Origin of the sequence: Streptomyces sp. NPDC059256, from assembly GCF_042753785.1 — a bacterium.
Lineage (GTDB): Bacteria > Actinomycetota > Actinomycetes > Streptomycetales > Streptomycetaceae > Streptomyces.
The window spans coordinates 31,389-53,220 of sequence record NZ_JBHYZO010000005.1 but is presented as its reverse complement, the minus strand read 5'-3'; the positions used below and the strand labels follow the sequence as shown (position 1 = coordinate 53,220).

The window sequence follows — 21,832 nt, the reverse complement described above, 5'->3', positions numbered from 1 at the left end:
GATTTTCTGCGTCGATGCTTCTGGACTGTGTCTGCTTCGGGCTTCTGCGTCCGGCAGTGTCGCCCGCGCCGTTACTTGATCAAGTAGATCGTGGCGAAGAGGCCGATCCAGACGACATCGACGAAGTGCCAGTAGTAGGACACGACGATGGCGGCGGTTGCCTGCTCATGGGTGAATCTCCTGGCCGCATAGGTACGGCCCAGGACCAGCAGGAAGGCGATCAGTCCGCCCGTCACATGCAGTCCGTGGAAGCCGGTGGTCAGGTAGAACACCGAGCCGTACGGGTCCGACGAGAGCGAAAGCCCGTGCTGGACCAGTTCGGTGTATTCGTACACCTGACCGCCGACGAAGATCGCGCCCATGATGAACGTGATCACGAACCAGCTGCGCAGCTTCTTCACGTCTCCGCGCTCGGCGGCGAATACGCCGAGCTGGCAAGTGAGAGAAGAGAGCACCAGGATCGTGGTGTTCGTCGCCGAGAACGGGAAGTTCAGAAGGTCGGCCTTCTCGGACCAGAACTCGGCACCCGTTACCGAGCGCAAGGTGAAGTACATCGCGAAGAGGGCCGCGAAGAACATCAGCTCGGAACTCAACCAGATGATGGTTCCGACGCTGGTGAGGTTCGGCCGATTGACCGACGGGTGCGCGTGCCCGGTTTCTACTGTCGTTGCTGTCGCCACGACCGACATTATGTCGGTCGCTTATCCCGCCCTCACTCCGGGGGGTGCCGTTCGGTGTGTCAGTACCCGCTGTGCTGCCCGAACGGCCGATCGCCGCAGTGTCCGAACCGCTGTTTGCGCGGAGTTGGAGCGAGTACGATCCGGCCCATCGGTACCTGATCCAACGAGGGGTTCGGCGACGGCCCCCACAGCCCGATCCAAGCGACGCGGAGGAACGATGCAGCCGACCGCCACCGTGCTGGTCTACAGCGATGACGCCAACACCCGCGAACAGGTGCGGCTGGCCGCAGGGCGCAGGCCCGCGGCCGATGTTCCCCCGGTTGAGTTCATCGAATGCGCAACCCTGCCGGCCGTCCTCAAGCGGCTTGACCAGGGCGGGATCGACGTCTGCGTGCTGGACGGCGAGACCGTGCCGGCGGGCGGCATGGGCGTGTGCCGGCAGATCAAGGACGAGATCTTCGACTGCCCGCCGGTGCTGGTCCTCATCGGCCGACCGCAGGACGCCTGGCTGGCGACCTGGAGTCGCGCGGAAGCGGCTGTGACGCTGCCTGTGGACCCCGTGGACTTCGCGAGTGCACTGGCCTCACTTCTGCGTGAGAGGCTCGCAGTAGAGGCGTGAGTGCCCTTCTGGGGCCCCTGGTGACCCCGGAAGGCATCGGACCCACCGGGGAGATCGGGCCGGGGCGGGTCGCGAAGGCGACGCCGCCCGCCCATCTGCCCTGCCCCCGACCTGGGGCTGAGACCTAGCTAGACCTAGACTTGGGGCCGCAGTCGGGCAGCGTCGACGGGATTGCTGCCGTCCGGGGTCCCGGCCGCCAGGGCGCTGCCCTGCCGCCAATCGGCCCAGGACAGGTTCCAGTCCCCGAATCCATTGCCGAACGGGTCCATGTCGTCGCCGTAGCTGTTGACGACCTGGACGATGTCGCCCTCGCGGACGGTCTCGTAGAACCAGGCCGCGTTGCCCGTCGACATTCCGGTGCAGCCGTGGCTGACGTTGGCGTATCCGTGCGAGCCGACCGACCACGGCGCGGCGTGCACGTACTCACCGCTCCATGTGACCCGAGTGGCGTAGTACACGGGCAGGTCGTACCCCTCGTCGCCGTAGATCCCGACGCTCGTGCCCCGCATCCGGACGAAGTACTCCTTGCCGAGCACGACCTTGACGCCGTTGCGGGTGGAGAACCCGGGCTTGCCCGTGGTCACCGGAATGGTGTTGATCACTTCTCCGTTGCGCTTGACGGTCATGTGGTGCGACGAGGCGTCGGTGATGGCCTCGATGCGGTCTCCGATGGAGATCTTCAGGGCCTTGGACGCGCCGCCGTACAGACTGTTGGCGACCTTCACGCCCTGGAGGTTGCTGGCGGCGGTGACACTGGTCCCGGCCGGCCAGTACTCCTTGGGCCGAAAGTGGAGCTTTCGGTCGTCGACCCAGTGCCAGGCGCCGTCGACGGCCGGCTTTGAGTCAATCTTGAGCGCCCGTTCGATGACCGCCCGGGCGGTCTTGTCCTTGACCGGAAGGCTCAACTCGGCGGTGATGGGCTGGCCCACGCCATAGGTGCCCGCCTCGGGTCCGAAGGCGACCGTCAGCTTGCGCTGTGCGGGTGATGTCTCAAAGGAGAGCGTACGACTGCCCGGTGCGCCCTCGGAGTCCTCCGTGGCCACGCGGGCGGTGTACTTCACCCCTGCCGACAGCGCCCCCGTGGAGCGCCAGCGGCTGCCGTCGGCGGACAGTTCCCCGGCGAGGTGATGGCCCGAGTCATCGATGACGGTCACGTCCGTGATCCGGCCCTCGTCCCCCTTGACGTCGATCTCAAGGGGCTTGTCGGGATTCGCCTTGCGGCTGTCCGCGGGTGTGTTGAACGTGATCTGCTCGGCCGCGTCGAAGGGCTTTCCGGTGAGCGGGCTCGGGTCAGAGAAGCCACACGCGATCGCGACCGCCCCCAGGGAGACGACCAGGAGGGTGCAGCGGAGGGTCGTGCGGATGCGGGGCGTCTGGTTCATAACCACACGCTATGAAGGCCCGTCCACCACGGCGCGCCGAACACCTCCAAATGGGCGGGCCCGGCTTCCCCGTTCGAGTGACGGGAAAGCCGGGCCCGGCCTTGATGCGCTGACGCTGTGTTACTGGTTCTGGCTCTCACCGCGGTAGTACTCGAACACCCAGCCGAAGAGGCCGACGAGGATGATCGGGACCGAGAAGTAGAGCAGCCACCAGCCGACCGCCACACCGAGGAACGCGAGCGCTCCACCGATGGCCAGCGAGAGCGGCTGCCAGCTGTGCGGGGAGAAGAACCCGACCTCGCCGGCCTCATCCGAGATGTCGGCTTCCTTGTCGTCCTGGGCCATGGCGTCCACACGCCGGGCCGTGAACGCCAGGTAGTAGCCGATCATGACGCTCAGACCGAACGCCAGGAAGAGCGCCGTCGTACCGGCAGGCTCCTTCGACCACACGCCGTAGAGGATGGCCACGGCGAGGATGAAGACGCTCAGCCAGAGGAACATCTTTCCCTGGATCTTCACTTGGCGGCCTCCCTTCCATCGGTGATGGCCTGGTCGACTTCACCACGGTTTTCGAGCTGGTCGACCAGCGCGATCTCCGGGTGGTGCAGATCGAAGGCCGGAGATTCGGAGCGGATGCGCGGAAGCGTGAGGAAGTTGTGCCGCGGGGGCGGGCAGGAAGTAGCCCATTCCAGCGAACGTCCGTAGCCCCACGGGTCGTCGACCTCGATCTTCTTGCCGAACTTGGCGGTCTTCCAGACGTTGTAGATGAACGGAAGGACCGAAGCGCCGAGCACGAATGAACTGATCGTGGAGATGGTGTTCAGAGCGGTGAAACCGTCGGCGTCGAGATAGTCCGCATAACGCCGCGGCATACCTTCCGTACCCAGCCAGTGCTGCACCAGGAACGTTCCGTGGAATCCGATGAACAGGGTCCAGAAAGTGATCTTTCCAAGCCGCTCGTCGAGCATCTTGCCCGTGAACTTCGGCCACCAGAAGTGGAACCCGGCGAACATCGCGAAGACCACGGTGCCGAAGACGACGTAGTGGAAGTGCGCTACGACGAAGTACGAGTCGGAGACGTGGAAGTCCATCGGGGGCGAGGCCAGGATGACACCGGTCAGACCACCGAAGGTGAAGGTGATCAGGAAGCCGATCGTCCAGAGCATCGGTGTCTCGAAGGACAGCGACCCCTTCCACATGGTGCCGATCCAGTTGAAGAACTTCACACCGGTCGGTACCGCGATCAGGAAGGTCATGAAGGAGAAGAACGGTAGGAGCACACCGCCCGTGACGTACATGTGGTGCGCCCACACCGTCACCGAAAGACCGGCGATGGCGATCGTCGCGGCGACCAGGCCCATGTAGCCGAACATCGGCTTCCGGCTGAAGACCGGGATGATCTCCGAGACGATGCCGAAGAACGGTAGGGCGATGATGTACACCTCTGGATGGCCGAAGAACCAGAAGAGGTGTTGCCACAGCAACGCTCCGCCGTTGGCCGAGTCGAAGATGTGTGCGCCGAACTTCCGATCCGCCTCCAGCGCGAAGAGCGCGGCGGCGAGGACCGGGAAGGCGAGCAGGACCAGCACACCGGTCAGCAGCACGTTCCAGGTGAAGATCGGCATCCGGAACATGGTCATGCCGGGAGCGCGCATGCAGATGATCGTGGTGATGAAGTTGACCGAACCGAGGATCGTGCCGAAGCCGGAGAAGGCCAGGCCCATGATCCACATATCGGCGCCCACACCCGGCGAGCGGACCGCGTCCGACAGCGGGGAGTAGGCGAACCAACCGAAGTCAGCCGCACCCTGGGGGGTGAGGAAGCCGGCCACCGCGATGATGGAGCCGAACAGGTAGAGCCAGTAGGCGAACATGTTCAGCCGCGGGAAGGCCACATCGGGCGCCCCGATCTGAAGCGGCATGATCCAGTTCGCGAATCCGGCGAACAGCGGCGTCGCGAACATCAGCAGCATGATCGTGCCGTGCATCGTGAACGCCTGGTTGAACTGCTCGTTGGACATGATCTGCGTGCCCGGACGGGCCAGCTCGGCGCGCATGAAGAGCGCCATCAGTCCGCCGATGCAGAAGAACACGAACGAGGTGACCAGGTAGAGCGTACCGATGGTCTTGTGGTCGGTGGTCGTCAGCCACTTCACCACGACGTTGCCGGGCTGCTTGCGCCGCACCGGCAGCTCGTTCTCGTACGAGTCATCAGCTGCGGCGGCACCCTGGGATTCGTTGAGGATGCTCACAGTTGCTTCTTCTCCGAGTTCTTGGCCGGGGTCGACTGCTCAATGCCCGACGGGAGGTAACCGGTCTGCCCCTTCTCGGCAAGCTCCTTGAGGTGCTGCTGGTAGCGCTCGGGGGAGACCACCTTGACGTTGAAGAGCATCCGGGAGTGGTCGACACCACAGAGCTCGGCGCACTTGCCCAGGAAGGTGCCCTCACGCGTGGGGGTCACTTCGAAGACGTTGGTGTGTCCCGGGATCACGTCCTGCTTGAAGAGGAAGGGGACAACCCAGAAGGAGTGGATGACATCGCGTGAGGTCAGCACGAAGCGGACCTTTTCTCCCTTGGGGAGCCACAGTGTCGGACCGGGGTTGCCGGTCTGGGGGTTCCGGGTTCCGGGAATGCCGGCGTCGTACACACCGCCCGCATTGGCCGGGAACTCATCGCGGTACTTGTCCGGAATCCCCTCCAGGTTCTTTTCGGTCTTAGCGTCGCCCTTGGAGCCGTCCACATCCTCGATGTAGTTGAAGCCCCAGCTCCACTGGTAGCCGACCACGTTGATCGTGTGGGCGGGCTTGTCCGAGAGGGAGAGAAGCTTGGACTCGTCACGTGCGGTGAAGTAGAAGAGCACCGAAACGATGATGAGCGGGACCACCGTGTACAGGGCCTCGATCGGCATGTTGTACCGGGTCTGCGGAGGCACCTCTACCTTGGTGCGCGTGCGCCTGTGGAAGATCACGCTCCACAAGATCAGACCCCACACCAGCACGCCCGTGACGAGCGCTGCCGCCCACGAGCCCTGCCAGAGGGAGAGAATGATCGGCGCCTCTTCCGTAACCGGAGTAGGCATACCAAGACGGGGGAAATCCTTGTATGTACAACCGGTAGCGGTCGCAAGGATTAGGCCCGCAGTCAGCACCTGCGGCAGCTTCCGCCGCATCGGGCGCCGCGACGAGCGGTCGGAGCCGTTGGGACTCACGTAGCGCCTTCCCGAGAGTCTCGGCCCGCGCTACCGGCTGCGGCCGTCTCGCTGGTCGGTCGCCGGCCCTGACGCGGGCAGGGGTTTGGATGTTTATGCGGACCAAACCCTACTGGACGCTATTTGGGGTCGCGCGGGGAGGGTGCCCAACGCGCCGTCCGACACCCCGAAGGGATGGAATCCCCCTGCATATCGCGCGGTTTTCGAGGGGAATCGCTAGGGAATCCAGAGCCGGTTTCACATTCGGAGGCCATCACCGGATTCCCTCCCGGAGGGTCGCAGTCCACATCCCGTGGGGAGTACCGAGTCCCCACACCCGGTGGAGATCTGACGCCCCTCCAGACCGCGGAGTCGGACCCGAGGGGGGTTAGCGTGGCCGGGTGCCCTACTTCGACGCGGCCTCCTCCGCACCCTTGCACCCCGTGGCCCGACAGGCCCTCCAAGCATCCCTGGACGAGGGCTGGGCGGACCCCGCTCGTCTCTACCGCGAAGGCCGCCGGGCGCGTTTGCTGCTCGACGCGGCGCGCGAGGCCGCGGCCGAAGCCGTCGGATGCCGACCGGACGAGTTGACCTTCGCCCCCTCGGGGACGCACGCGGTGCACCTCGCGATCGCCGGAGCGACGGCAGGGCGGCGGCGGGCCGGAAACCGAGTAGTCGTCTCCGCGGTCGAGCACTCCTCCGTGCTCCACGGCGCCGGCGAATCCGCGGTCACCGTCCCCGTGGACCGGCACGGCCGGGTGGACACCGCAGCCTTCGCCGAGGAACTCGCCAAAGGGCATGGCGGGGGACCTGGCGAAGGCACCGCACTGGCCTGCCTCCAGTCCGCCAACCACGAAGTCGGCACCGAACAGCCGGTGGGCGAAGTCGCCGAGGCGTGCCGAGCGGCGGGCGTGCCGCTCCTGGTGGACGCGGCGCAATCCCTCGGATGGGGGGCGGTGCCCGACGGGTGGTCACTGCTCACCGCGAGCGCCCACAAGTGGGGTGGGCCCGCGGGCGTCGGGCTCCTCGCCGTACGCAAGGGGGTCAGGTTCGCTCCCAGAGGCCCCGCGGACGAACGGGAGTCGGGGCGCTCCCCCGGCTTCGAGAACCTGCCCGCGATCGTGGCTGCTGCCGCATCGCTGCGCGCCGTCCGAGCCGAGGCCGCGGGAGAAGCGGTACGTCTGCGGGGTCTGGTGGACCGCATCCGCACCCGGGTACCCGAGGTGGTGCCCGATGTGGAGGTGGTGGGCGATCCGGTACGCCGACTCCCCCACCTGGTGACGTTCTCCTGTCTGTACGTGGACGGGGAGGCCCTGCTCCATGAACTGGACCGTGCGGGATTCTCCGTCTCCTCCGGCTCCTCCTGCACATCGAGCACGCTGACTCCGAGCCATGTGCTGCGGGCCATGGGGGTGCTCAGCGAGGGAAACGTCCGGGTATCGCTGCCGTCCGGCACCACGGCGTCCGAAGTGGAACGGTTCCTGGACGTCCTGCCGGAGGTCGTGTCGTCCGTACGGGAGCGGCTGGGGGCTCCGGGGGCGAGGGGGGTGGGTGGTCGGGGGGCCACGGTCGGGGAAGGGGGTTCGGAGGGGGCGGGCTCGGCGGGGCCAGGTTCGGAGGCGGCGAGCGCCGCGGGGCGGGGCTCGGAGGCGGCGAGCGCCGCGGGGCCAGGTTCCGAGGTGCTGGTGCTGGACGCCCTGGGGAAGCTCTGTCCGATTCCCGTGATCGAGCTGGCGAAGGTGATCGAGGACGTACGCATCGGCGGGGTGGTGCGGGTGCTGTCGGACGATGAGGCCGCCCGCCTGGACATTCCGGCTTGGTGCGCGATGCGGGGGCAGGAGTACTTGGGGGAGGAGAAAGTGGAGGGGACGGCGGGAGGGGTGGGGTATGGGGTGAGGCGGGTGGTGTGAGCTGGGGGGCCTAGCTGGTTCCGGGTGGAGCCCGTGCGCGGGTTTCCACCCTGAAGGGCGGGGGGTTCCGTCCTCAAACGCCGGACGGGCTGAGGGGGGTCCGGGGCTGCGGGTCCTAGCTGTTTCCGGGTGGGGCTCGTGTGTGGGTTTCCGCCCTGGGGGGTGGAGGGTTCCGTCCTCAAACGCCGGACGGGCTGGGTGGGTCGGGTGAAGCGTGTGTTTTGGGGCTGCTCTGTGGGGGTGCGGGTCTTGGGGGTCCGGGTGCGGGGTGGGGTTTGGTGCGGGTGGTGGGGGTGCTTTCGGGCGTGACTCCTCAGCGCCGGCGGCCAGCGGCTGACCCGTACATGGCGGCTCTGAAGCCGCCGTCGCTTCCGGGGACACCCCCTGCGCGCCCCCAATACCGCAACCAGGTCCGCTTGCCCCTAGCCCATCCGTAAGTTCAGCCATGGATGGGGAGTCTTCGCCGGGGCGTCCTCAGTTGAGATGCGGGCGGGGAGTGTTCGTCGGGCCGGGGGAAGGCCCCCGGCCCGGGTGGGGTTAGGCCAGGTGGGTCTTGACCTCGGTGCCTGCGTCTTCGCCGTATGCCTTGGTGAAGCGGTCCATGAAGTGCGCCCGGCGCAGTGTGTACTCCTGGGTGCCCAGGGTCTCGATGACCAGCGTCGCCAGCATGCAGCCCACCTGGGCCGCCCGCTCCAGGTCGACGCCCCAGGAGAGCCCGGACAGGAACCCGGCGCGGAAGGCGTCCCCGACGCCCGTCGGGTCGACCTTGGCCTCTTCCTGCGGACAACCCACCTCGATCGGGTCATCGCCGGCGCGCTCGATGCGTACTCCGCGAGCCCCGAGGGTGGTGATCCGGTGGCCGACGCGGGAGAGGATCTCGTCGTTGTTCCAGCCCGTCTTGGACTCGATCAGACCCTTCTCGTACTCGTTGGAGAAGAGATAGGTGGCGCCGTCCAGCAGTATCCGGATCTCGTCCCCGCTCATCCGGGCGATCTGCTGGGAGAAGTCGGCGGCGAAGGGGATGTTCCGCGAACGGCACTCCTCGGTGTGGCGGAGCATCGCCTCCGGGTCGTCCGCGCCGATGAGTGCGAGGTCGAGGCCGCCCACCCGGTCGGCGACGGACTTGAGCTCGATCAGACGGGCCTCGCTCATGGCGCCGGTGTAGAAGGAGCCGATCTGGTTGTGGTCGGCATCGGTGGTGCAGACGAAGCGCGCCGTGTGCAGGACCTCGGAGATCCGTACGGAGTCGGTGTCCACTCCGTGCCGATCCAGCCAGGCGCGGTACTCGTCGAAGTCCGCCCCGGCCGCTCCGACGAGGATCGGCGCGGTCCCGAGCTGCCCCATACCGAAGCAGATGTTGGCGGCGACACCGCCGCGGCGGACGTTGAGGGTGTCCACAAGGAAGGAGAGAGAAACCGTGTGGAGCTGGTCCGCGACCAGCTGATCGGCGAAACGACCCGGGAAGGTCATGAGGTGGTCAGTGGCGATGGAGCCGGTGACTGCGATTCGCACGGCGAGGCGCTCCTGTGGAGGGGTGGCGTTGACGCTTAACGCTACCCGGTCGAACACGTCTCCCCGTAAGGCGAGAACTACCCAATAGTAGGTCTTTTTTCCCTCTCTCCAAGGTGCGTACGGTGCTGTTATGACGAACCACGCAGGTGCTGCCAGCCGCGAGACCGAATTCACCCTCGCCCAGTTGCGCGGGGATTGCGCACGGATGGCTCCCCACTGGGTGGTGCCCGCAGCGGACGTGCCGGCTCCGGTGTTGCCTTCAAGCATCCATGGCGTCGTGGTGTCCAGCGCCTCTGCACGGCTGGTGGAGGCCATGCCCGAGTACGGGCAGTGACCGCACCCCGGCGAAGGGGAACCGTCCGGCCGCCGGCCCCGTCCCATACACATCCACGCGCCGTGGGTGGGTATGAGGCCAAGGAGCGATGCGGTGAGCAGCAGCACCGAGAACAGCGAACCCCGTGTGCGCCGTAGGCGCGCCCCGCTCGTCGCATCCGCGGTGGCGGTACTGCTCATCGCGGGGGGCGGCGGCACCTATCTGGCGACCGTGGGTTCCAGCGGGGCTTCGGTGGGATCCGATCGGAGTGCGGTCCCCCCACCGCAGCTCTCCGCGGACCCGGAACAGTCGCGGGCGGGCATCGCACCCGGTGAGCCGGCCCCTTCCGGCACCGTCCGCTATCGCGCCCATCGGCTTCCGGCAGGGCCCGAACGGGCCACCGTGCACCGGTCGGTCGGCACGGTTGACCGGAGCGAGGTGGTTCGACTCGCGACGGCGCTCGGGATGTCGGGCACTCCGCGGCTGACGGGTGGAACGTGGTCCGTGGGCCCCGGGGCCGATGGCTCCGAGCCGTTGCTGCGGGTCGACCGCAAGGCGCCGGGCACGTGGACCTACGGTGCGTACGGAAGCACTCCGAGCGGCGACAACTGCGCCCCGGGTGCGACCTGCCAGAAGCCGGACTCCGGGACCGAGGCCGGTACGCCGGTGAGCGAAGCTGCGGCGAAGAAGGCAGCGGCACCGCTGCTCAAGGCCCTCGGGCAGGCCGACGCCCGAACGGACGCACGGCAGGTGCGCGGTGCAGTGCGGGTGGTGAACGCCGATCCGGTGGTCGGCGGGTTGCCCACGTACGGCTGGACGACCGGGGTGGAGATCGGCGCGGACGGCCAGGTCGTCGGTGGTGGCGGGCGACTGCTGGAGCCGGTGAAGTCCGCCGAGCATCCGGTGCTGTCCGCCCAGGATGCGCTGGACCGACTGAATCAGGGTGGGAACACAGCGGGCACCGCCGACTGCCCCATGCCGTTGCCGGGAGCGGACGCGGCGGTCTCGGACACCCCCTGTGGTCCGCCTGCGTGTGCCACTCCCGTACCGCTGGAGGGTGCGCAGAAGCCGGCGCAGCCCTGTGGCACGGTCACGCCGGAGCAGCGAACGGTGACGGGTGCGGTGTTCGCGTTGTCCGCCCAGCCGGTGGGGCAGGGCCAGGCACTCGTTCCGTCCTGGGTGTTCCGGGTGGGCGGCGAGGCGGCGGTGGTCGTGCAGCCCGCGGTGGAGCCGGAGTTCTTGCGGGAGCAGGCGGAGACCGGTCCCGCGCAGCCGGTCCAGCCTCCGAAGCCCCCGCAGAAGATCAAGCCGACCGGACCGGTGGCCGACCCCGCCGTGCCACGGCCCGCTGGGCGCGTCGAGTCGTACGCGGTCGAAGGACTGAAGCTGACGGTGACCTTCTGGGGCGGGGTGTGCTCCGACTACCGGGCGACGGCGGTCGAGAGTGGCGGTGTGGTGAAGGTACGGATCAACGAATCCACACCGGACCCGGACAAGGTGTGCATGGCCCTGGCGAAGCAGTTGAAGGAGACGGTGATGCTGGATCGGCCGCTCGGCGATCGGGCGGTGGTGGACGCCGAGTCCGGCGGGACGGTCGAGCGGGTCGGTTCGTCCGGCTGAATGATGGCTGTCCATGCCAAAGGGCGGCGGCCCGTACGGGCCGCCGCCCTTGGTGCGTGCAGGGGACGACTCAGTTGAAGGAGTCGCCACAGGCGCAGGACCCCGTGGCGTTCGGGTTGTCGATGGTGAAGCCCTGCTTCTCGATGGTGTCCACGAAGTCGATGGAGGCGCCGCCGAGGTAGGGGGCGCTCATCCGGTCAGTGACGACCTTGACTCCGTCGAAGTCCTTGATGACATCGCCGTCGAGCGAACGCTCGTCGAAGAAGAGCTGGTAGCGCAGACCGGAGCAACCGCCGGGCTGGACGGCTACCCGCAGTGCCAGGTCCTCCCGACCTTCCTGGTCCAGCAGCGCCTTGACCTTGGCCGCTGCGGCTTCGGACAGGAGGATGCCGTCGTTCACGGTGGTGGTCTCGTCCGATACGGACATCTGCTTCATCACTCCCGGGATGGGGTCTCCCCACCAGAGGCAGGGGAAGTACGGAGACTGCTTGCAGACGGTTCCAACCGGTGGAGTCCTGGATTCATTCCGGGCCCAGGGCTCTCCTTGGTCTTCTTTCTACTGCCTTCATGCTCGCATACCCGGCCGCGAGGGGGCACCGGCCCGCACAGGGGGGTGCGTCACATCGACGCAATGGCCATCGTCAAAGTGACGTGAAGCGGTTATGATAGATAACGTCAAATAGACGAAAAGGTCTGTGCAGAGAAAGAAAGGGTGTGTGTCGTGACCACCGCCCCACCCCGTACGGAGTCGCTCGATGTGCAGCCGACGCCGCTCGCCCTCCTGTTGCTCGGCCGTGAGGCCGACCCCAGGAGCGAGCGCGGCGTGGAGTGCCCCGGCGATCTGCCGTCCCCCTCCGACCCGGATCTGGTGGAGCGCGCCCGCGCGGCGAAGGAGAAGCTGGGCGAGAAGGTCTTCGTCCTGGGCCACCACTACCAGCGCGACGAGGTCATCCAGTTCGCCGATGTCACGGGTGACTCCTTCAAGTTGGCGCGGGAAGCAGCGGCGCGCCCCGACGCCGAGTACATCGTCTTCTGCGGTGTGCACTTCATGGCGGAGTCCGCGGACATCCTGACCTCGGCCGACCAGAAGGTGGTCCTGCCCGATCTGGCCGCGGGCTGCTCGATGGCCGACATGGCGACGGCCGAACAGGTCGCCGAGTGCTGGGACGTGCTGACCGAGGCCGGCATAGCCGAGCGGGTCGTACCCGTCTCGTACATGAACTCCTCGGCCGACATCAAGGCGTTCACCGGCAAGCACGGTGGCACCATCTGCACCTCGTCCAACGCCAAGCGTGCGCTGGACTGGGCCTTCGAGCAGGGCGAGCAGGTCCTCTTCCTGCCCGACCAGCACCTGGGCCGCAACACCGCCGTACGGGACATGGGCATGTCCCTCGACGACTGCGTCCTCTACAACCCGCACAAGCCCAACGGCGGACTGACCGTCGAGCAGCTGCGCTCGGCGAAGATGATCCTGTGGCGCGGGCACTGTTCGGTGCACGGCCGGTTCTCGCTGGATTCCGTACGGGAGGTCCGGGAGCGGGTTCCGGGCGTCAATGTGCTGGTGCACCCCGAGTGCAAGCACGAGGTCGTGTCGGCGGCGGACTACGTCGGTTCGACCGAGTACATCATCAACACGCTCGACGCCGCTCCGGCCGGCTCCAAGTGGGCCATCGGCACCGAACTGAACCTGGTCCGCCGGGTCGCCCAGGCCCACCCGGACAAGGAGATCGTCTTCCTCGATCGGACCGTCTGCTTCTGCTCGACGATGAACCGCATCGACCTGCCCCATCTGGTGTGGACGTTGGAGTCCCTGGCCGAGGGCACCCTCGTCAACCAGATCCAGGTGGACAGCGAGACGGAGAGCTTCGCCAAGCTGGCGCTGGAACGGATGCTGGCCCTTCCGTAGCGGGCGGACGAAGCGTGGTGCCCCGGTCGTCGATGACGGCCGGGGCACTGTGTTCTCCAGCTGTGCCCAGGTGTGGAACGGCCCACCCGGTCCGGGTTCCTCTCGGGACCGCGGACCGGGTGGGCCGTCATGGGTGCGCTGGGATCAGACCTTGACCGGGCTCGGCTCCTCGCTCTGCGCGCCCTCGTCCTCGGCCGTCGCCTCGCCGGACTTCTCCGCACGCTTCGCAGCCCGCTTGGCGGCACGGCGCTCCTTGCGGAGCTCGACCATCGCGTACAGCGTCGGTACGAGCAGCAGGGTCAGCAGCGTCGAGGTGAGCAGTCCGCCGATGACCACGATGGCCAGCGGCTTGGCGATGAAGCCGCCCTCGCCCGTGACACCGAGCGCCATCGGCAGCAGGGCGAAGATCGTCGCCAGTGCGGTCATCAGGATCGGGCGCAGCCGGTGTCGACCGCCCTCGATGACCGCCTCGACCACACCGAGGCCCTGGGAACGGTACTGATTGATCAGGTCGATCAGCACGATCGCGTTGGTGACCACGATGCCGATCAGCATCAACATGCCGATCATCGCCGGCACGCCCATCGGCGTACCGGTGAGGAGCAGCAGTCCGATCGCGCCGGTTGCCGCGAACGGGACGGAGACCAGCAGGATCAGCGGCTGGATCAGCGAACGGAACGCCGCCACCAGGAGCATGAACACGATCGCGATCGCCGCGAACATCGCCAGGGCCAAGGACGCGAACGCCTCGTCCTGGTCCTCGGAGACCCCTCCGATGGAGGCGGTGGCGCCCTCCGGCAGATCCAGGGAGTTCAGCTTGGTCTGGAGCTCGGAGCTGACGGCGCCGGTGTTGTCACCGGTCGGCTTGGCCGTGATCGTCGCGGCGCGCGAGCCGTCGATGCGGGTCATGGAGACCGGCCCCGGCACCAGCTTGACATCGGCGATGGTGCCGAGCTTGACCGCGCCCAGCGGCAGGTTCTGGAGTTCGGCGAGGGTCTTCGCGGGCCGGGCGGAGGTGATGACCACATCCCGCTCGGTGTCGTCGATGATCGCCTTGCCGGACGGGGTGCCGCGCACTGCCTGGGCGACGGCCATTCCGAGGGTGGCGTCGTTGAATCCCGCCTCGGCCGCCTTGGCGTTCGCCTTCACGGAGATCCGCGGGATGGACTGGGCCAGGTCGCTCTGGACGTCGGTGACGTCGTCGAGCCCGGCGATCTCCTTGCGGACGGACTCGGCCGCCGTCTTGAGCGTGTCCGGGTTGGCCGCCTTCACCACGACACTCAGGTCCTGGCTGCCGAAGCCCTCGCCCGCCGCGATGGTCGTGTCGCCGACGCCGTCGATTTTGGCCAGTTCCGCATCGATGCGGTCCCGGACCTTCTCGTAGTCTCCGGCGTCCTTGAGCGTCATCTGATAGGACGCCTGGTTGGAGCCCGTGCCTCCGCCGAAGGCCGCCATGAACCCGGAGGAACCCACCGTGACCTGGTAGTTCTTCAGCTCGTCAAGACCGGAGAGGACCTGCTCGACCTTCTTGGCGGCAGCGTCGGACGCCTCCAGGCTGGTGCCCGGCGGCAACTCCTGCTTGATCGACATGACCTCCTGCTCGCCCTGGTCGAAGAAGTTGGTCTTCAGCAGACCGCCCATGCCGAGGGTGGCGAACAGGACGACGACCGCGATGCCGATGCTGGTCAGACGGCGGCGCGTGGCGAAGCGCAGGACGGGTACGTACATCCGCTGGAGCCGGCTGCGCTCCTCCTTCTCCTCGGCGATCCGACGGGCCTCGTCGGCGTCCAGTCCCCGTACGGCCTTGGGTGCGCGCAGGAACCAGAACGACAGCACCGGGACGACGGTGAGCGACACCAGCAGCGAGGCGAGCAGTGCCGCGGTGACGGTGAGGGAGAACGAGCCGAACAGCTCGCCCACCATGCCGCCGACCAGACCGATCGGCAGGAAGACGGCGACGGTCGTCAGCGTGGACGCGGTGACCGCTCCCGCGACCTCCTTGACTGCGTTGACGATCGCGCTCTCGCGCTCCTCGCCGTAGCCGAGGTGGCGCTTGATGTTCTCCAGGACCACGATCGAGTCGTCGACGACACGGCCGATGGCGATGGTGAGCGCGCCCAGCGTGAGCATGTTGAGGGAGAGGTCACGGGTCCACAGCACGATCAGCGCGAGGACCACGGACAGCGGGATGGAGACGGCCGTGACCAGGGTGGAGCGCACCGAGGCCAGGAATACCAGGATCACGATCACCGCGAAGAGCAGTCCCAGTGCTCCTTCGGTGGTGAGTCCGGAGATCGCCTTGGAGACCGCGGGTCCCTGGTCGGAGACCACGGACAGCTCGGCCCCCGAGCCGAGGTCCTTGCGCAGCTCGGGCAGCTTGTCCGTGACCGCTTCGGAGATGGCGACGGCGCTGCCGTCGTTGTCCATGGTGGCGAGGACGGCCAGGCTGGGCTTTCCGTTGGTCCGGGTGAGGGAGACCGCGGTGGCGGGCGTCTGCTGGACGGTGGCGACATCGGCGACACGCACCGGCTTGCCCTTGGCGGGCGCCGGGGGCGCGATCCGCAGTTCCTGGATCTGCTGGACGCTGGTGAAGCCGCCGCCGACCTGGACCGTGCGGCTCTTGCCGGCCTCGCTGAACGAACCCGCGGGAACGGTGGCTCCACCGGCACGCAGTGCCTCGGCGAGGACGGCGGTGTTCAGACCGGCCCGAACCAGCTTGGCGTCATCGGGGGTGACGGAGATCTGGAGGTCCTGGACGCCGTCGATGGTGACCTGTCCGACGCCCTCGATGTCCTCAAGCGCGGGGACGACCGTGCGCTCCAGTTGGTCGGCGAGCGTCTGCTGGTCCTTGTCCGAGGTGACCGCGAGGACGACGGTCGGGATGTCGTCGGTCGAGCCGGCGATGACCTGCGGATCGACGGTGTCGGGGAGTTGCGCCCTGGCTCGGTTGACCGCCTGCTGCACATCGGCGACGAGTTGCTTGGTGCCGTCCCCGTACTCGAAGCTGGCCATGATCACGGCATTGCCTTCGCTCGCCGTGGAGGTGATGCCCTTGATGCCGTCGACCATCTCCAGGGAGCTTTCGAGCGGCTCCACGACCTGCTTCTCGACGACGTCCGGGGACGCGCCCTCGTAAGGGGCGAGCACCGACACCATGGGCAGTTCGATGGAGGGCAGCAACTGCTGTTTGAGCTGGGGTATGGCAATCGCGCCGAAGACGATCGCAACGATCGACATCAGCCCGACCAGCGCACGTTGTTTCAGGCTGAACTGAGACAGCCAGGACATGGGGACTCTCTTCTGTGACTCGCGGCAGGCAAGGAGCGGAGGGTTCGCCGGGGGCGGACGTGCAGACACGGACCGCCAGAACCCCGCTAATACCATCCGCCATCGAATCGGCCCGGCTGTCGGCCCCAGGTCCCGTTTCTTTATCTGGGGCATACCGCGGTTGGAGTACGACGGGGAGCCGGATCACTCCACCCTTGGACGTACCAGTCCGGACTCGTACGCGGTGACCACCAGTTGGGCCCGGTCGCGCGCACCGAGCTTGGCCATCGCCCGATTCACATGGGTCTTGACGGTGAGGGGGCTCACCTGGAGGCGTTCGGCGATCTCGTCGTTGGTGTACCCCCCGGCCACGAGGACGAGCACCTCGCGCTCCCGGCTGGTGAGCGCGCCGAGGCGCTCGGAGTAGCTCTCGGACTCCTGGGTGTCCATGTCGCCGCCCTGGGCCAGGAACTTGGCGATCAGGCCCTTGGTCGCGACCGGTGAGAGCAGGGCGTCACCCGCCGCGGCTATCCGGATCGCATTGAGCAACTCATCGGGCTCGGCGCCCTTGCCGAGGAATCCGGACGCCCCGGCTCGCAGTGACTGGACCACGTACTCGTCCACTTCGAAGGTCGTCAGCATCACCACCCGCACCTCGGCGAGCTCGGGATCCGCGCTGATCATGCGAGTGGCTGCCAGTCCGTCGGTGCCGGGCATCCGGATGTCCATCAGGACGACGTCGGCACGCGTGGAACGGGCGAGGGCGACCGCCTCCGCTCCATCCGCGGCCTCGCCGACGACCTCCATATCGGGTTCCGAGTCCACCAGCACGCGAAACGCACTGCGCAGGAGCGTCTGGTCATCGGCGAGCAGCACCCTGATCGTCATCTATTCTCCCCCGTACGAGCCGTGAGGGGCAGTATCGCCTGCACTCGGAAACCGCCTCCGTATCGGGGGCCCGCGCTGAGCCGGCCGCCGAGCGCGGTGACCCGCTCACGCATCCCGAGCAGACCGTGGCCGCCTCCCCCGGAATCGGAGTCCGCAGGGTCTTCGGACGGGGGCAGCGGGCCCCCGGGATGGTCCGCACAACCCGCCGGGCAGAGCTCCGGCGCCTTTCCGTTGTCCAGGACCGTGACCTCCAGGGTGGCACCGACCCGGATCACGCTGACCTCGGCCGTCGCTTCCCGGCCGGCATGCTTCTGCACATTGGTCAGCGCCTCCTGGATGATCCGATACGCAGCGAGATCAACGGCGGACGGCGGTCGTGCACCGTCGTCCGCGCGGGCCACCTCGACCGGGAGGCCGGCCTGCCGGAAGGTGGTGACGAGGGCGTCGAGGACGGCGAGGCCGGGGGCCGGTTCGGTGGGGGCTTCGGGGTCGCCCGACTGCCGGAGCAGACCGACCGTGGCGCGGAGTTCATTGAGCGCGGAACGGCTTGCCTCCCGTACATGTGCGAGTGCCTCCTTCGCCTGGTCGGGGCGTCGGTCCATCACATGGGCTGCCACTCCCGCCTGCACATTGACCAGGGCGATGTGGTGGGCGACCACATCATGGAGGTCACGGGCGATCCGAAGCCGCTCCTCGGCCACCCGGCGGCGGGCCTCTTCCTCGCGGGTGCGTTCGGCGCGTTCGGCCCGTTCCCTGATGGCGTCGACGAACGCGCGGCGGCTGCGGACCGCGTCCCCCGCGGCAGCGGCCATGCCGGTCCAAGCGAAGATGCCCAGGTTCTCCTGGGTGTACCAGGGGGTCGAGCCGAAGAACATGGCGGTGCCGGTGAGCACGGTCATCGCGAGGAGCCCGACCCGCCAGGTGGTGGGCCGATCGGTACGGGAGCCGACGGTGTACAGGGCGATCACCGCGCTCATCACCACCGGAGCGGCAGGATCACCGATGATCAACTCGGCGACGGAAAGCAACCCGGTGAAGAGCAGTACGCCCATCGGCCTGCTGCGGCGAAAGACGAGCGCGGCCGATACCAGGGCGATCAACACCACGCTGCGCAACTCGGGGGTGCGGGCGCCGAACTCGGGCCCGTGCTCGCCGTACGGCTCGGCGAAGGATCCGATCACCATGCAGATCAGCACCGTCACGGCCAGCGACCCGTCGAGCGCCAACGGGTGCTCACGGAGCCAGCGCTGGGTGCGGGCGAAGCCGGAAGCGAGTGAGGTCACGCCAGGAACGGTACGGCGTGACCCTGCGGGCGGGTAAGGCGCTTCCTCCTGGTCACCTTGGACCCGCCGCCACCGCCGTCTCGGGTGTGGCCGCGCTCGCCGAACCATGCACGAAGGGCTCGGATTCTTACGGGATGGCAGCGGGGTGGCCCGCGCAGCGGCCGGAAGAGGCGGGAGACCGGGGCTGTGGAAAGCGGGGGCTGCTCAGCCAGGAGCCCGGCAACTGCGTGTGATCAGCCGGGGAGTCCGGGGATCAATCCGTCGTCGCCGAGCATCGCCCGCACGTCCTCCAACGTCGCGTCCGCTGCCGGAAGGATCAGCTCTGATGGCTCCAGGGCATCGTCCGGCAGGGGCTCCCCGAGGGCGTGCACACGCTCCAGGAGCGCGGCGAGAGTCCGGCGGAAACCGGGACCGTCACCCCGCTCCATCTCGGCGAGCAGCTCGTCGTCGAGCTTGTTCAGTTCGGCGAAGTGGGTGTCAGCCAGCTTCACCTGGCCCTCCCCCATGATCCGTACGATCATGACGAGCCCCTACTGGTCGATGTCACTCGGACAGGTGCTGAGCGGTGCTGGGGTGCCTGACCGGGACCTCTCGGTCCCGCTCGGGTTCTGCCTCGGCTCTGATCAGTTCTTATTCAGTTCTTGTCAAAGTTGGGCTTGTTGGTGTGCTGGCCGGGCGCGTCCTGCGGGGCCCCCTTGTTTCCTTCGATGGCCTGCTGCGAGGAGCTGCTGCCACCCGCCAGCTCGGCCTTCATCCGCTGGAGCTCCAGCTCTACATCCGTACCACCGGAGATGCGGTCCAGCTCGGCGGCGATGTCGTCCTTCGCCATGCCGGACGGGTCGTCCAGCGCACCCGAAGCGAGCAGCTCGTCGATGGCCCCGGCCCTGGCCTGGAGCTGCGCGGTCTTGTCCTCGGCCCGCTGAATGGCCAGGCCGACATCGCCCATCTCCTCGGAAATCCCGGAGAACGCCTCACCGATCCGCGTCTGCGCCTGAGCAGCCGTGTAGGTCGCCTTGATCGTTTCCTTCTTGGTGCGGAAGGCGTCCACCTTCGCCTGCAGGCGCTGAGCCGCCAGGGTGAGCTTCTCCTCTTCACCCTGGAGGGTCTGGTGCTGCACTTCCAGGTCGCTGATCTGCTGCTGCAACGCGGCCCGGCGGGAGAGCGCCTCACGCGCCAGGTCCTCGCGGCCCAGTGCCAGCGCCTTGCGGCCCTGGTCCTCCAGCTTGGAGGACTGGCCTTGGAGCTGGTTCACCTGAAGTTCGAGGCGCTTGCGTGACGTGGCCACATCGGCGACGCCCCGGCGCACCTTCTGCAACAGCTCCAGTTGCTTCTGATATGAGTAATCCAGGGTTTCGCGCGGGTCTTCGGCCCGATCCAGGGCCTTATTTGCCTTCGCGCGGAAGATCATCCCCATACGCTTCATGACACCGCTCATGGGCTTCGCGCGCCCCCTTCTGACGGACTCCGGCTCCAGCACTCCAACAGAACCCACAGTACGGGCCCTACATCCATTACCGCACTGTTCGAGCGTGGATGCGCTCATCCCCAAGGACGACTGCGGACAGCTTCCGATCCGGCGCAGGGAGTAGACGGCCGTCAGGGAAACCTCAGGAGCCTCAGGGGGAACTCCACGCAATGTACGTTCTGCCCCTTCTGCCCCCTACAGACGCTTGGTGTTGCCGGATCGTTCCCCTCCGGCGTTGGGTCCATGCCTGCCACCCCGTACCCTTGGGCTTTGTGTTCCGTAGCCGTGCCAAGACAGAGAAGGCCCCCACCGATCAGGTGACGGCGGACCTCTCCAAGCAGCCCCGCGATCCCGAGGCCCCCAAGGGCCGCCCCACGCCCAAGCGCAGTGAGGCCCAGAGTCAGCGTCGCCGCGCCTCAAGCGCGCCGGCGGACCGCAAGGAGGCCATGAAGCGTGCGCGTGAGGCACGCCGTTCCGATCTGGCCCGTCAGCGCGAGGCCCTCGCCAGCGGTGACGAGCGGTACCTACCCGCTCGCGACAAGGGCCCGGTGCGAAGGTTCGTCCGCGACTTCGTCGACTCGCGCTTCTGCATCGCCGAATTCTTTCTGCCGATCGCCGTCCTGATCCTCATCATGAGCCTCATCCAGAACCGTCAGATGCAGAACATCGCACTGCTGGTCTGGCTGGGTGTCATCGTCATGATCGTCGTGGACTCCATCGGGCTCGCCATTCGGCTGAAGAAGCAGTTGCGCGAGCGCTACCCGGATGAGCCGAAGCGTGGCGCAGTCGCCTACGGCCTGATGCGTACGCTCCAGTTGCGGCGACTTCGTCTGCCGAAGCCCCAGGTCAAGCGCGGAGAGCGACCCTGAGCAGCCAGGCCCTCGAAGGTACGGCCGCCGTGCCAGGAGGGCCTGAGGGGCAGATTCAGCCGGTCACGCCCGCCCCCGTACTGCGGGGTGGACTGAAGGAGACCGTCCGCCAGGAGTTGGTGGCCCGCCAACTCGACGAGCAGATGGCCGCCCGCTACCCCGTGGGACAGCGGCTGCGGATACTCGACGTCGGCATGGGCAGGGGCGTCCAAGCGCTCCGGCTGGCCCGGGCGGGCCACACCATCACCGGACTGGAATCCGACGCCGGTCTCCTGCGGGCCGCACAGGAATCCCTGGCGACCGAACCCGCCGGCATCCGGGAACGCGTCCGGTTCATCGAAGGCGCCTGCCGCGAGACCGGCGTCCACTTCCTGCCCGGCAGCTTCGACGTCGTCCTGTGCCATGGCGTACTGATGTCCGAACAGGAACCGGACGCCATGCTCGCCGGCCTCGCCCGGATGCTGGCTCCCGGCGGACTGCTCTCCCTACTCGTCCGCAACGGGGACGCGCTCGCCCTCGCCCCCGGACTGAACGGGGACTGGGACGCGACGCTGGCCGCCTTCGACGCGGGCACCTGGACCGACCGCAGCGGGGTCGTGGAGCGGACCGACCGGCTCCAAGCACTGACCGCTGCACTGTCGGGCATCGCTGCCCCCCTGCACGCCTGGTACGGAGTGCAGGTGTTCACCGACCGGGGAGCGGACACCGAGATCCCCGCGGCCACCGCCCTGGAACGCCTCCTGGCCGCCGAGGACCGCGCGGGCCGCACGGACCCCTATCGCCAGGTCGCGGCACTGCTGCACCTGTGCGGGGTACGGGGCTGACGCCCGCGCCGGGGCAGCAAGTGCTTCCGGCCAGTCAGGTGCGGGCGAAGATTTCGCGTCATCGTAGGGGTGAGCACCGCTAAATCCACCCCGCACCCCGCCGGCCC

The 21,832-nt window shown here is 67.6% G+C and carries 19 protein-coding genes; 7 read left to right on the top strand and 12 right to left on the bottom strand.

Features of this window, described 5'->3' with window-relative positions:
• Positions 1-71: 71 nt before the first annotated feature.
• Entirely contained in the window at positions 72-689 is a 618-nt protein-coding gene (locus ACFXJL_RS14155) for a heme-copper oxidase subunit III (protein WP_250922800.1), read from the bottom strand.
• 208 nt (positions 690-897) lie between these two features.
• On the opposite strand from ACFXJL_RS14155, the gene ACFXJL_RS14150 reads away from it, so the two are divergent.
• Positions 898-1,299: a hypothetical protein gene (locus ACFXJL_RS14150; protein ID WP_358880090.1), complete on the top strand. Its 402-nt coding sequence runs from the start codon at positions 898-900 to the stop codon at positions 1,297-1,299.
• Positions 1,300-1,433: 134 nt separating this feature from the next.
• Here ACFXJL_RS14150 and ACFXJL_RS14145 read toward each other — a convergent pair whose 3' ends face one another.
• From ACFXJL_RS14145 to coxB, 4 genes are all read right to left on the bottom strand, one after another.
• Complete coding sequence (locus ACFXJL_RS14145; RefSeq protein WP_358880089.1) at positions 1,434-2,681, bottom strand: Ig-like domain-containing protein; 1,248 nt, start codon at positions 2,679-2,681, stop codon at positions 1,434-1,436.
• Between the two features lie 120 nt (positions 2,682-2,801).
• On the bottom strand, positions 2,802-3,200 hold the full coding sequence (locus tag ACFXJL_RS14140; protein WP_358880088.1) for a cytochrome c oxidase subunit 4: 399 nt from the start codon (positions 3,198-3,200) through the stop codon (positions 2,802-2,804).
• Complete coding sequence (gene ctaD, locus ACFXJL_RS14135) at positions 3,197-4,933, bottom strand: cytochrome c oxidase subunit I (protein ID WP_329017621.1); 1,737 nt, start codon at positions 4,931-4,933, stop codon at positions 3,197-3,199. The genes ACFXJL_RS14140 and ctaD overlap by 4 nt, the downstream gene beginning before the upstream one ends.
• Entirely contained in the window at positions 4,930-5,889 is a 960-nt protein-coding gene (coxB, locus tag ACFXJL_RS14130; RefSeq protein WP_358880087.1) for a cytochrome c oxidase subunit II, read from the bottom strand. Before coxB ends, ctaD begins: the two co-directional genes overlap by 4 nt.
• Positions 5,890-6,269: 380 nt before the next feature.
• Here coxB and ACFXJL_RS14125 point away from each other — a divergent pair, with 380 nt between their 5' ends.
• Positions 6,270-7,778 (top strand): cysteine desulfurase/sulfurtransferase TusA family protein, encoded by a 1,509-nt coding sequence (locus ACFXJL_RS14125; protein ID WP_384692227.1) that lies wholly within the window; start codon positions 6,270-6,272, stop codon positions 7,776-7,778.
• 537 nt (positions 7,779-8,315) lie between these two features.
• On the opposite strand, the gene ACFXJL_RS14120 is transcribed toward ACFXJL_RS14125, so the two are convergent.
• Positions 8,316-9,290 (bottom strand): carbohydrate kinase family protein, encoded by a 975-nt coding sequence (locus ACFXJL_RS14120; RefSeq protein ID WP_358880085.1) that lies wholly within the window; start codon positions 9,288-9,290, stop codon positions 8,316-8,318.
• Positions 9,291-9,420: 130 nt separating this feature from the next.
• On the opposite strand from ACFXJL_RS14120, the gene ACFXJL_RS14115 reads away from it, so the two are divergent.
• On the top strand, positions 9,421-9,624 hold the full coding sequence (locus ACFXJL_RS14115) for a hypothetical protein (protein ID WP_358880084.1): 204 nt from the start codon (positions 9,421-9,423) through the stop codon (positions 9,622-9,624).
• A gap of 93 nt (positions 9,625-9,717) precedes the next feature.
• The gene (locus tag ACFXJL_RS14110; protein ID WP_384692223.1) at positions 9,718-11,223 is read left to right on the top strand and encodes a hypothetical protein; all 1,506 of its coding nucleotides are present in this window, start codon (positions 9,718-9,720) and stop codon (positions 11,221-11,223) included.
• A gap of 70 nt (positions 11,224-11,293) precedes the next feature.
• Here ACFXJL_RS14110 and ACFXJL_RS14105 read toward each other — a convergent pair whose 3' ends face one another.
• Positions 11,294-11,650: an iron-sulfur cluster assembly accessory protein gene (locus ACFXJL_RS14105; RefSeq protein WP_358880152.1), complete on the bottom strand. Its 357-nt coding sequence runs from the start codon at positions 11,648-11,650 to the stop codon at positions 11,294-11,296.
• A 294-nt stretch (positions 11,651-11,944) separates the two neighbouring features.
• On the opposite strand from ACFXJL_RS14105, the gene nadA reads away from it, so the two are divergent.
• Positions 11,945-13,129, top strand: a complete 1,185-nt coding sequence (gene nadA / locus ACFXJL_RS14100) for a quinolinate synthase NadA (protein ID WP_384634630.1) — start codon at positions 11,945-11,947, stop codon at positions 13,127-13,129.
• Between the two features lie 144 nt (positions 13,130-13,273).
• On the opposite strand, the gene ACFXJL_RS14095 is transcribed toward nadA, so the two are convergent.
• The 5 genes from ACFXJL_RS14095 to ACFXJL_RS14075 form a co-directional block, all read right to left on the bottom strand.
• Entirely contained in the window at positions 13,274-16,417 is a 3,144-nt protein-coding gene (locus ACFXJL_RS14095; protein WP_384692220.1) for an efflux RND transporter permease subunit, read from the bottom strand.
• Positions 16,418-16,600: 183 nt separating this feature from the next.
• Entirely contained in the window at positions 16,601-17,284 is a 684-nt protein-coding gene (locus ACFXJL_RS14090) for a response regulator transcription factor (RefSeq protein WP_329017646.1), read from the bottom strand.
• Positions 17,281-18,567, bottom strand: coding sequence for a sensor histidine kinase (locus ACFXJL_RS14085; RefSeq protein ID WP_384634626.1), 1,287 nt, complete (start codon positions 18,565-18,567; stop codon positions 17,281-17,283). The genes ACFXJL_RS14090 and ACFXJL_RS14085 overlap by 4 nt, the downstream gene beginning before the upstream one ends.
• Positions 18,568-18,800: 233 nt before the next feature.
• On the bottom strand, positions 18,801-19,088 hold the full coding sequence (locus ACFXJL_RS14080; protein ID WP_358880079.1) for a hypothetical protein: 288 nt from the start codon (positions 19,086-19,088) through the stop codon (positions 18,801-18,803).
• 113 nt (positions 19,089-19,201) lie between these two features.
• Positions 19,202-20,002, bottom strand: coding sequence for a PspA/IM30 family protein (locus tag ACFXJL_RS14075; RefSeq protein WP_329017652.1), 801 nt, complete (start codon positions 20,000-20,002; stop codon positions 19,202-19,204).
• 302 nt (positions 20,003-20,304) lie between these two features.
• Between ACFXJL_RS14075 and ACFXJL_RS14070 the strand changes: the two genes are divergently transcribed.
• Together ACFXJL_RS14070 and ACFXJL_RS14065 are read left to right on the top strand one after the other, a co-directional pair.
• Positions 20,305-20,901: a DUF3043 domain-containing protein gene (locus tag ACFXJL_RS14070; protein ID WP_358880078.1), complete on the top strand. Its 597-nt coding sequence runs from the start codon at positions 20,305-20,307 to the stop codon at positions 20,899-20,901.
• A gap of 143 nt (positions 20,902-21,044) precedes the next feature.
• Positions 21,045-21,725 carry a class I SAM-dependent methyltransferase gene (locus ACFXJL_RS14065; protein WP_384634866.1) on the top strand — a complete coding sequence of 227 codons (681 nt, stop codon included), beginning with the start codon at positions 21,045-21,047 and terminating at the stop codon, positions 21,723-21,725.
• Positions 21,726-21,832: the final 107 nt, after the last annotated feature.

Excerpts from the sequence above, each read along its gene's own strand:
- ACFXJL_RS14155 (WP_250922800.1), bottom strand. The coding sequence starts at position 689 with ATGTCGGTCGTGGCGACAGCAACGACAGTAGAAACCGGGCACGCGCAC.
- ACFXJL_RS14150 (WP_358880090.1), top strand. The coding sequence starts at position 898 with ATGCAGCCGACCGCCACCGTGCTGGTCTACAGCGATGACGCCAACACC.
- ACFXJL_RS14145 (WP_358880089.1), bottom strand. The coding sequence starts at position 2,681 with ATGAACCAGACGCCCCGCATCCGCACGACCCTCCGCTGCACCCTCCTG.
- ACFXJL_RS14115 (WP_358880084.1), top strand. The coding sequence starts at position 9,421 with ATGACGAACCACGCAGGTGCTGCCAGCCGCGAGACCGAATTCACCCTC.
- ACFXJL_RS14105 (WP_358880152.1), bottom strand. The coding sequence starts at position 11,650 with ATGTCCGTATCGGACGAGACCACCACCGTGAACGACGGCATCCTCCTG.
- ACFXJL_RS14095 (WP_384692220.1), bottom strand. The coding sequence starts at position 16,417 with ATGTCCTGGCTGTCTCAGTTCAGCCTGAAACAACGTGCGCTGGTCGGG.
- ACFXJL_RS14090 (WP_329017646.1), bottom strand. The coding sequence starts at position 17,284 with ATGACGATCAGGGTGCTGCTCGCCGATGACCAGACGCTCCTGCGCAGT.
- ACFXJL_RS14080 (WP_358880079.1), bottom strand. The coding sequence starts at position 19,088 with ATGATCGTACGGATCATGGGGGAGGGCCAGGTGAAGCTGGCTGACACC.
- ACFXJL_RS14075 (WP_329017652.1), bottom strand. The coding sequence starts at position 20,002 with ATGAGCGGTGTCATGAAGCGTATGGGGATGATCTTCCGCGCGAAGGCA.
- ACFXJL_RS14065 (WP_384634866.1), top strand. The coding sequence starts at position 21,045 with ATGGCCGCCCGCTACCCCGTGGGACAGCGGCTGCGGATACTCGACGTC.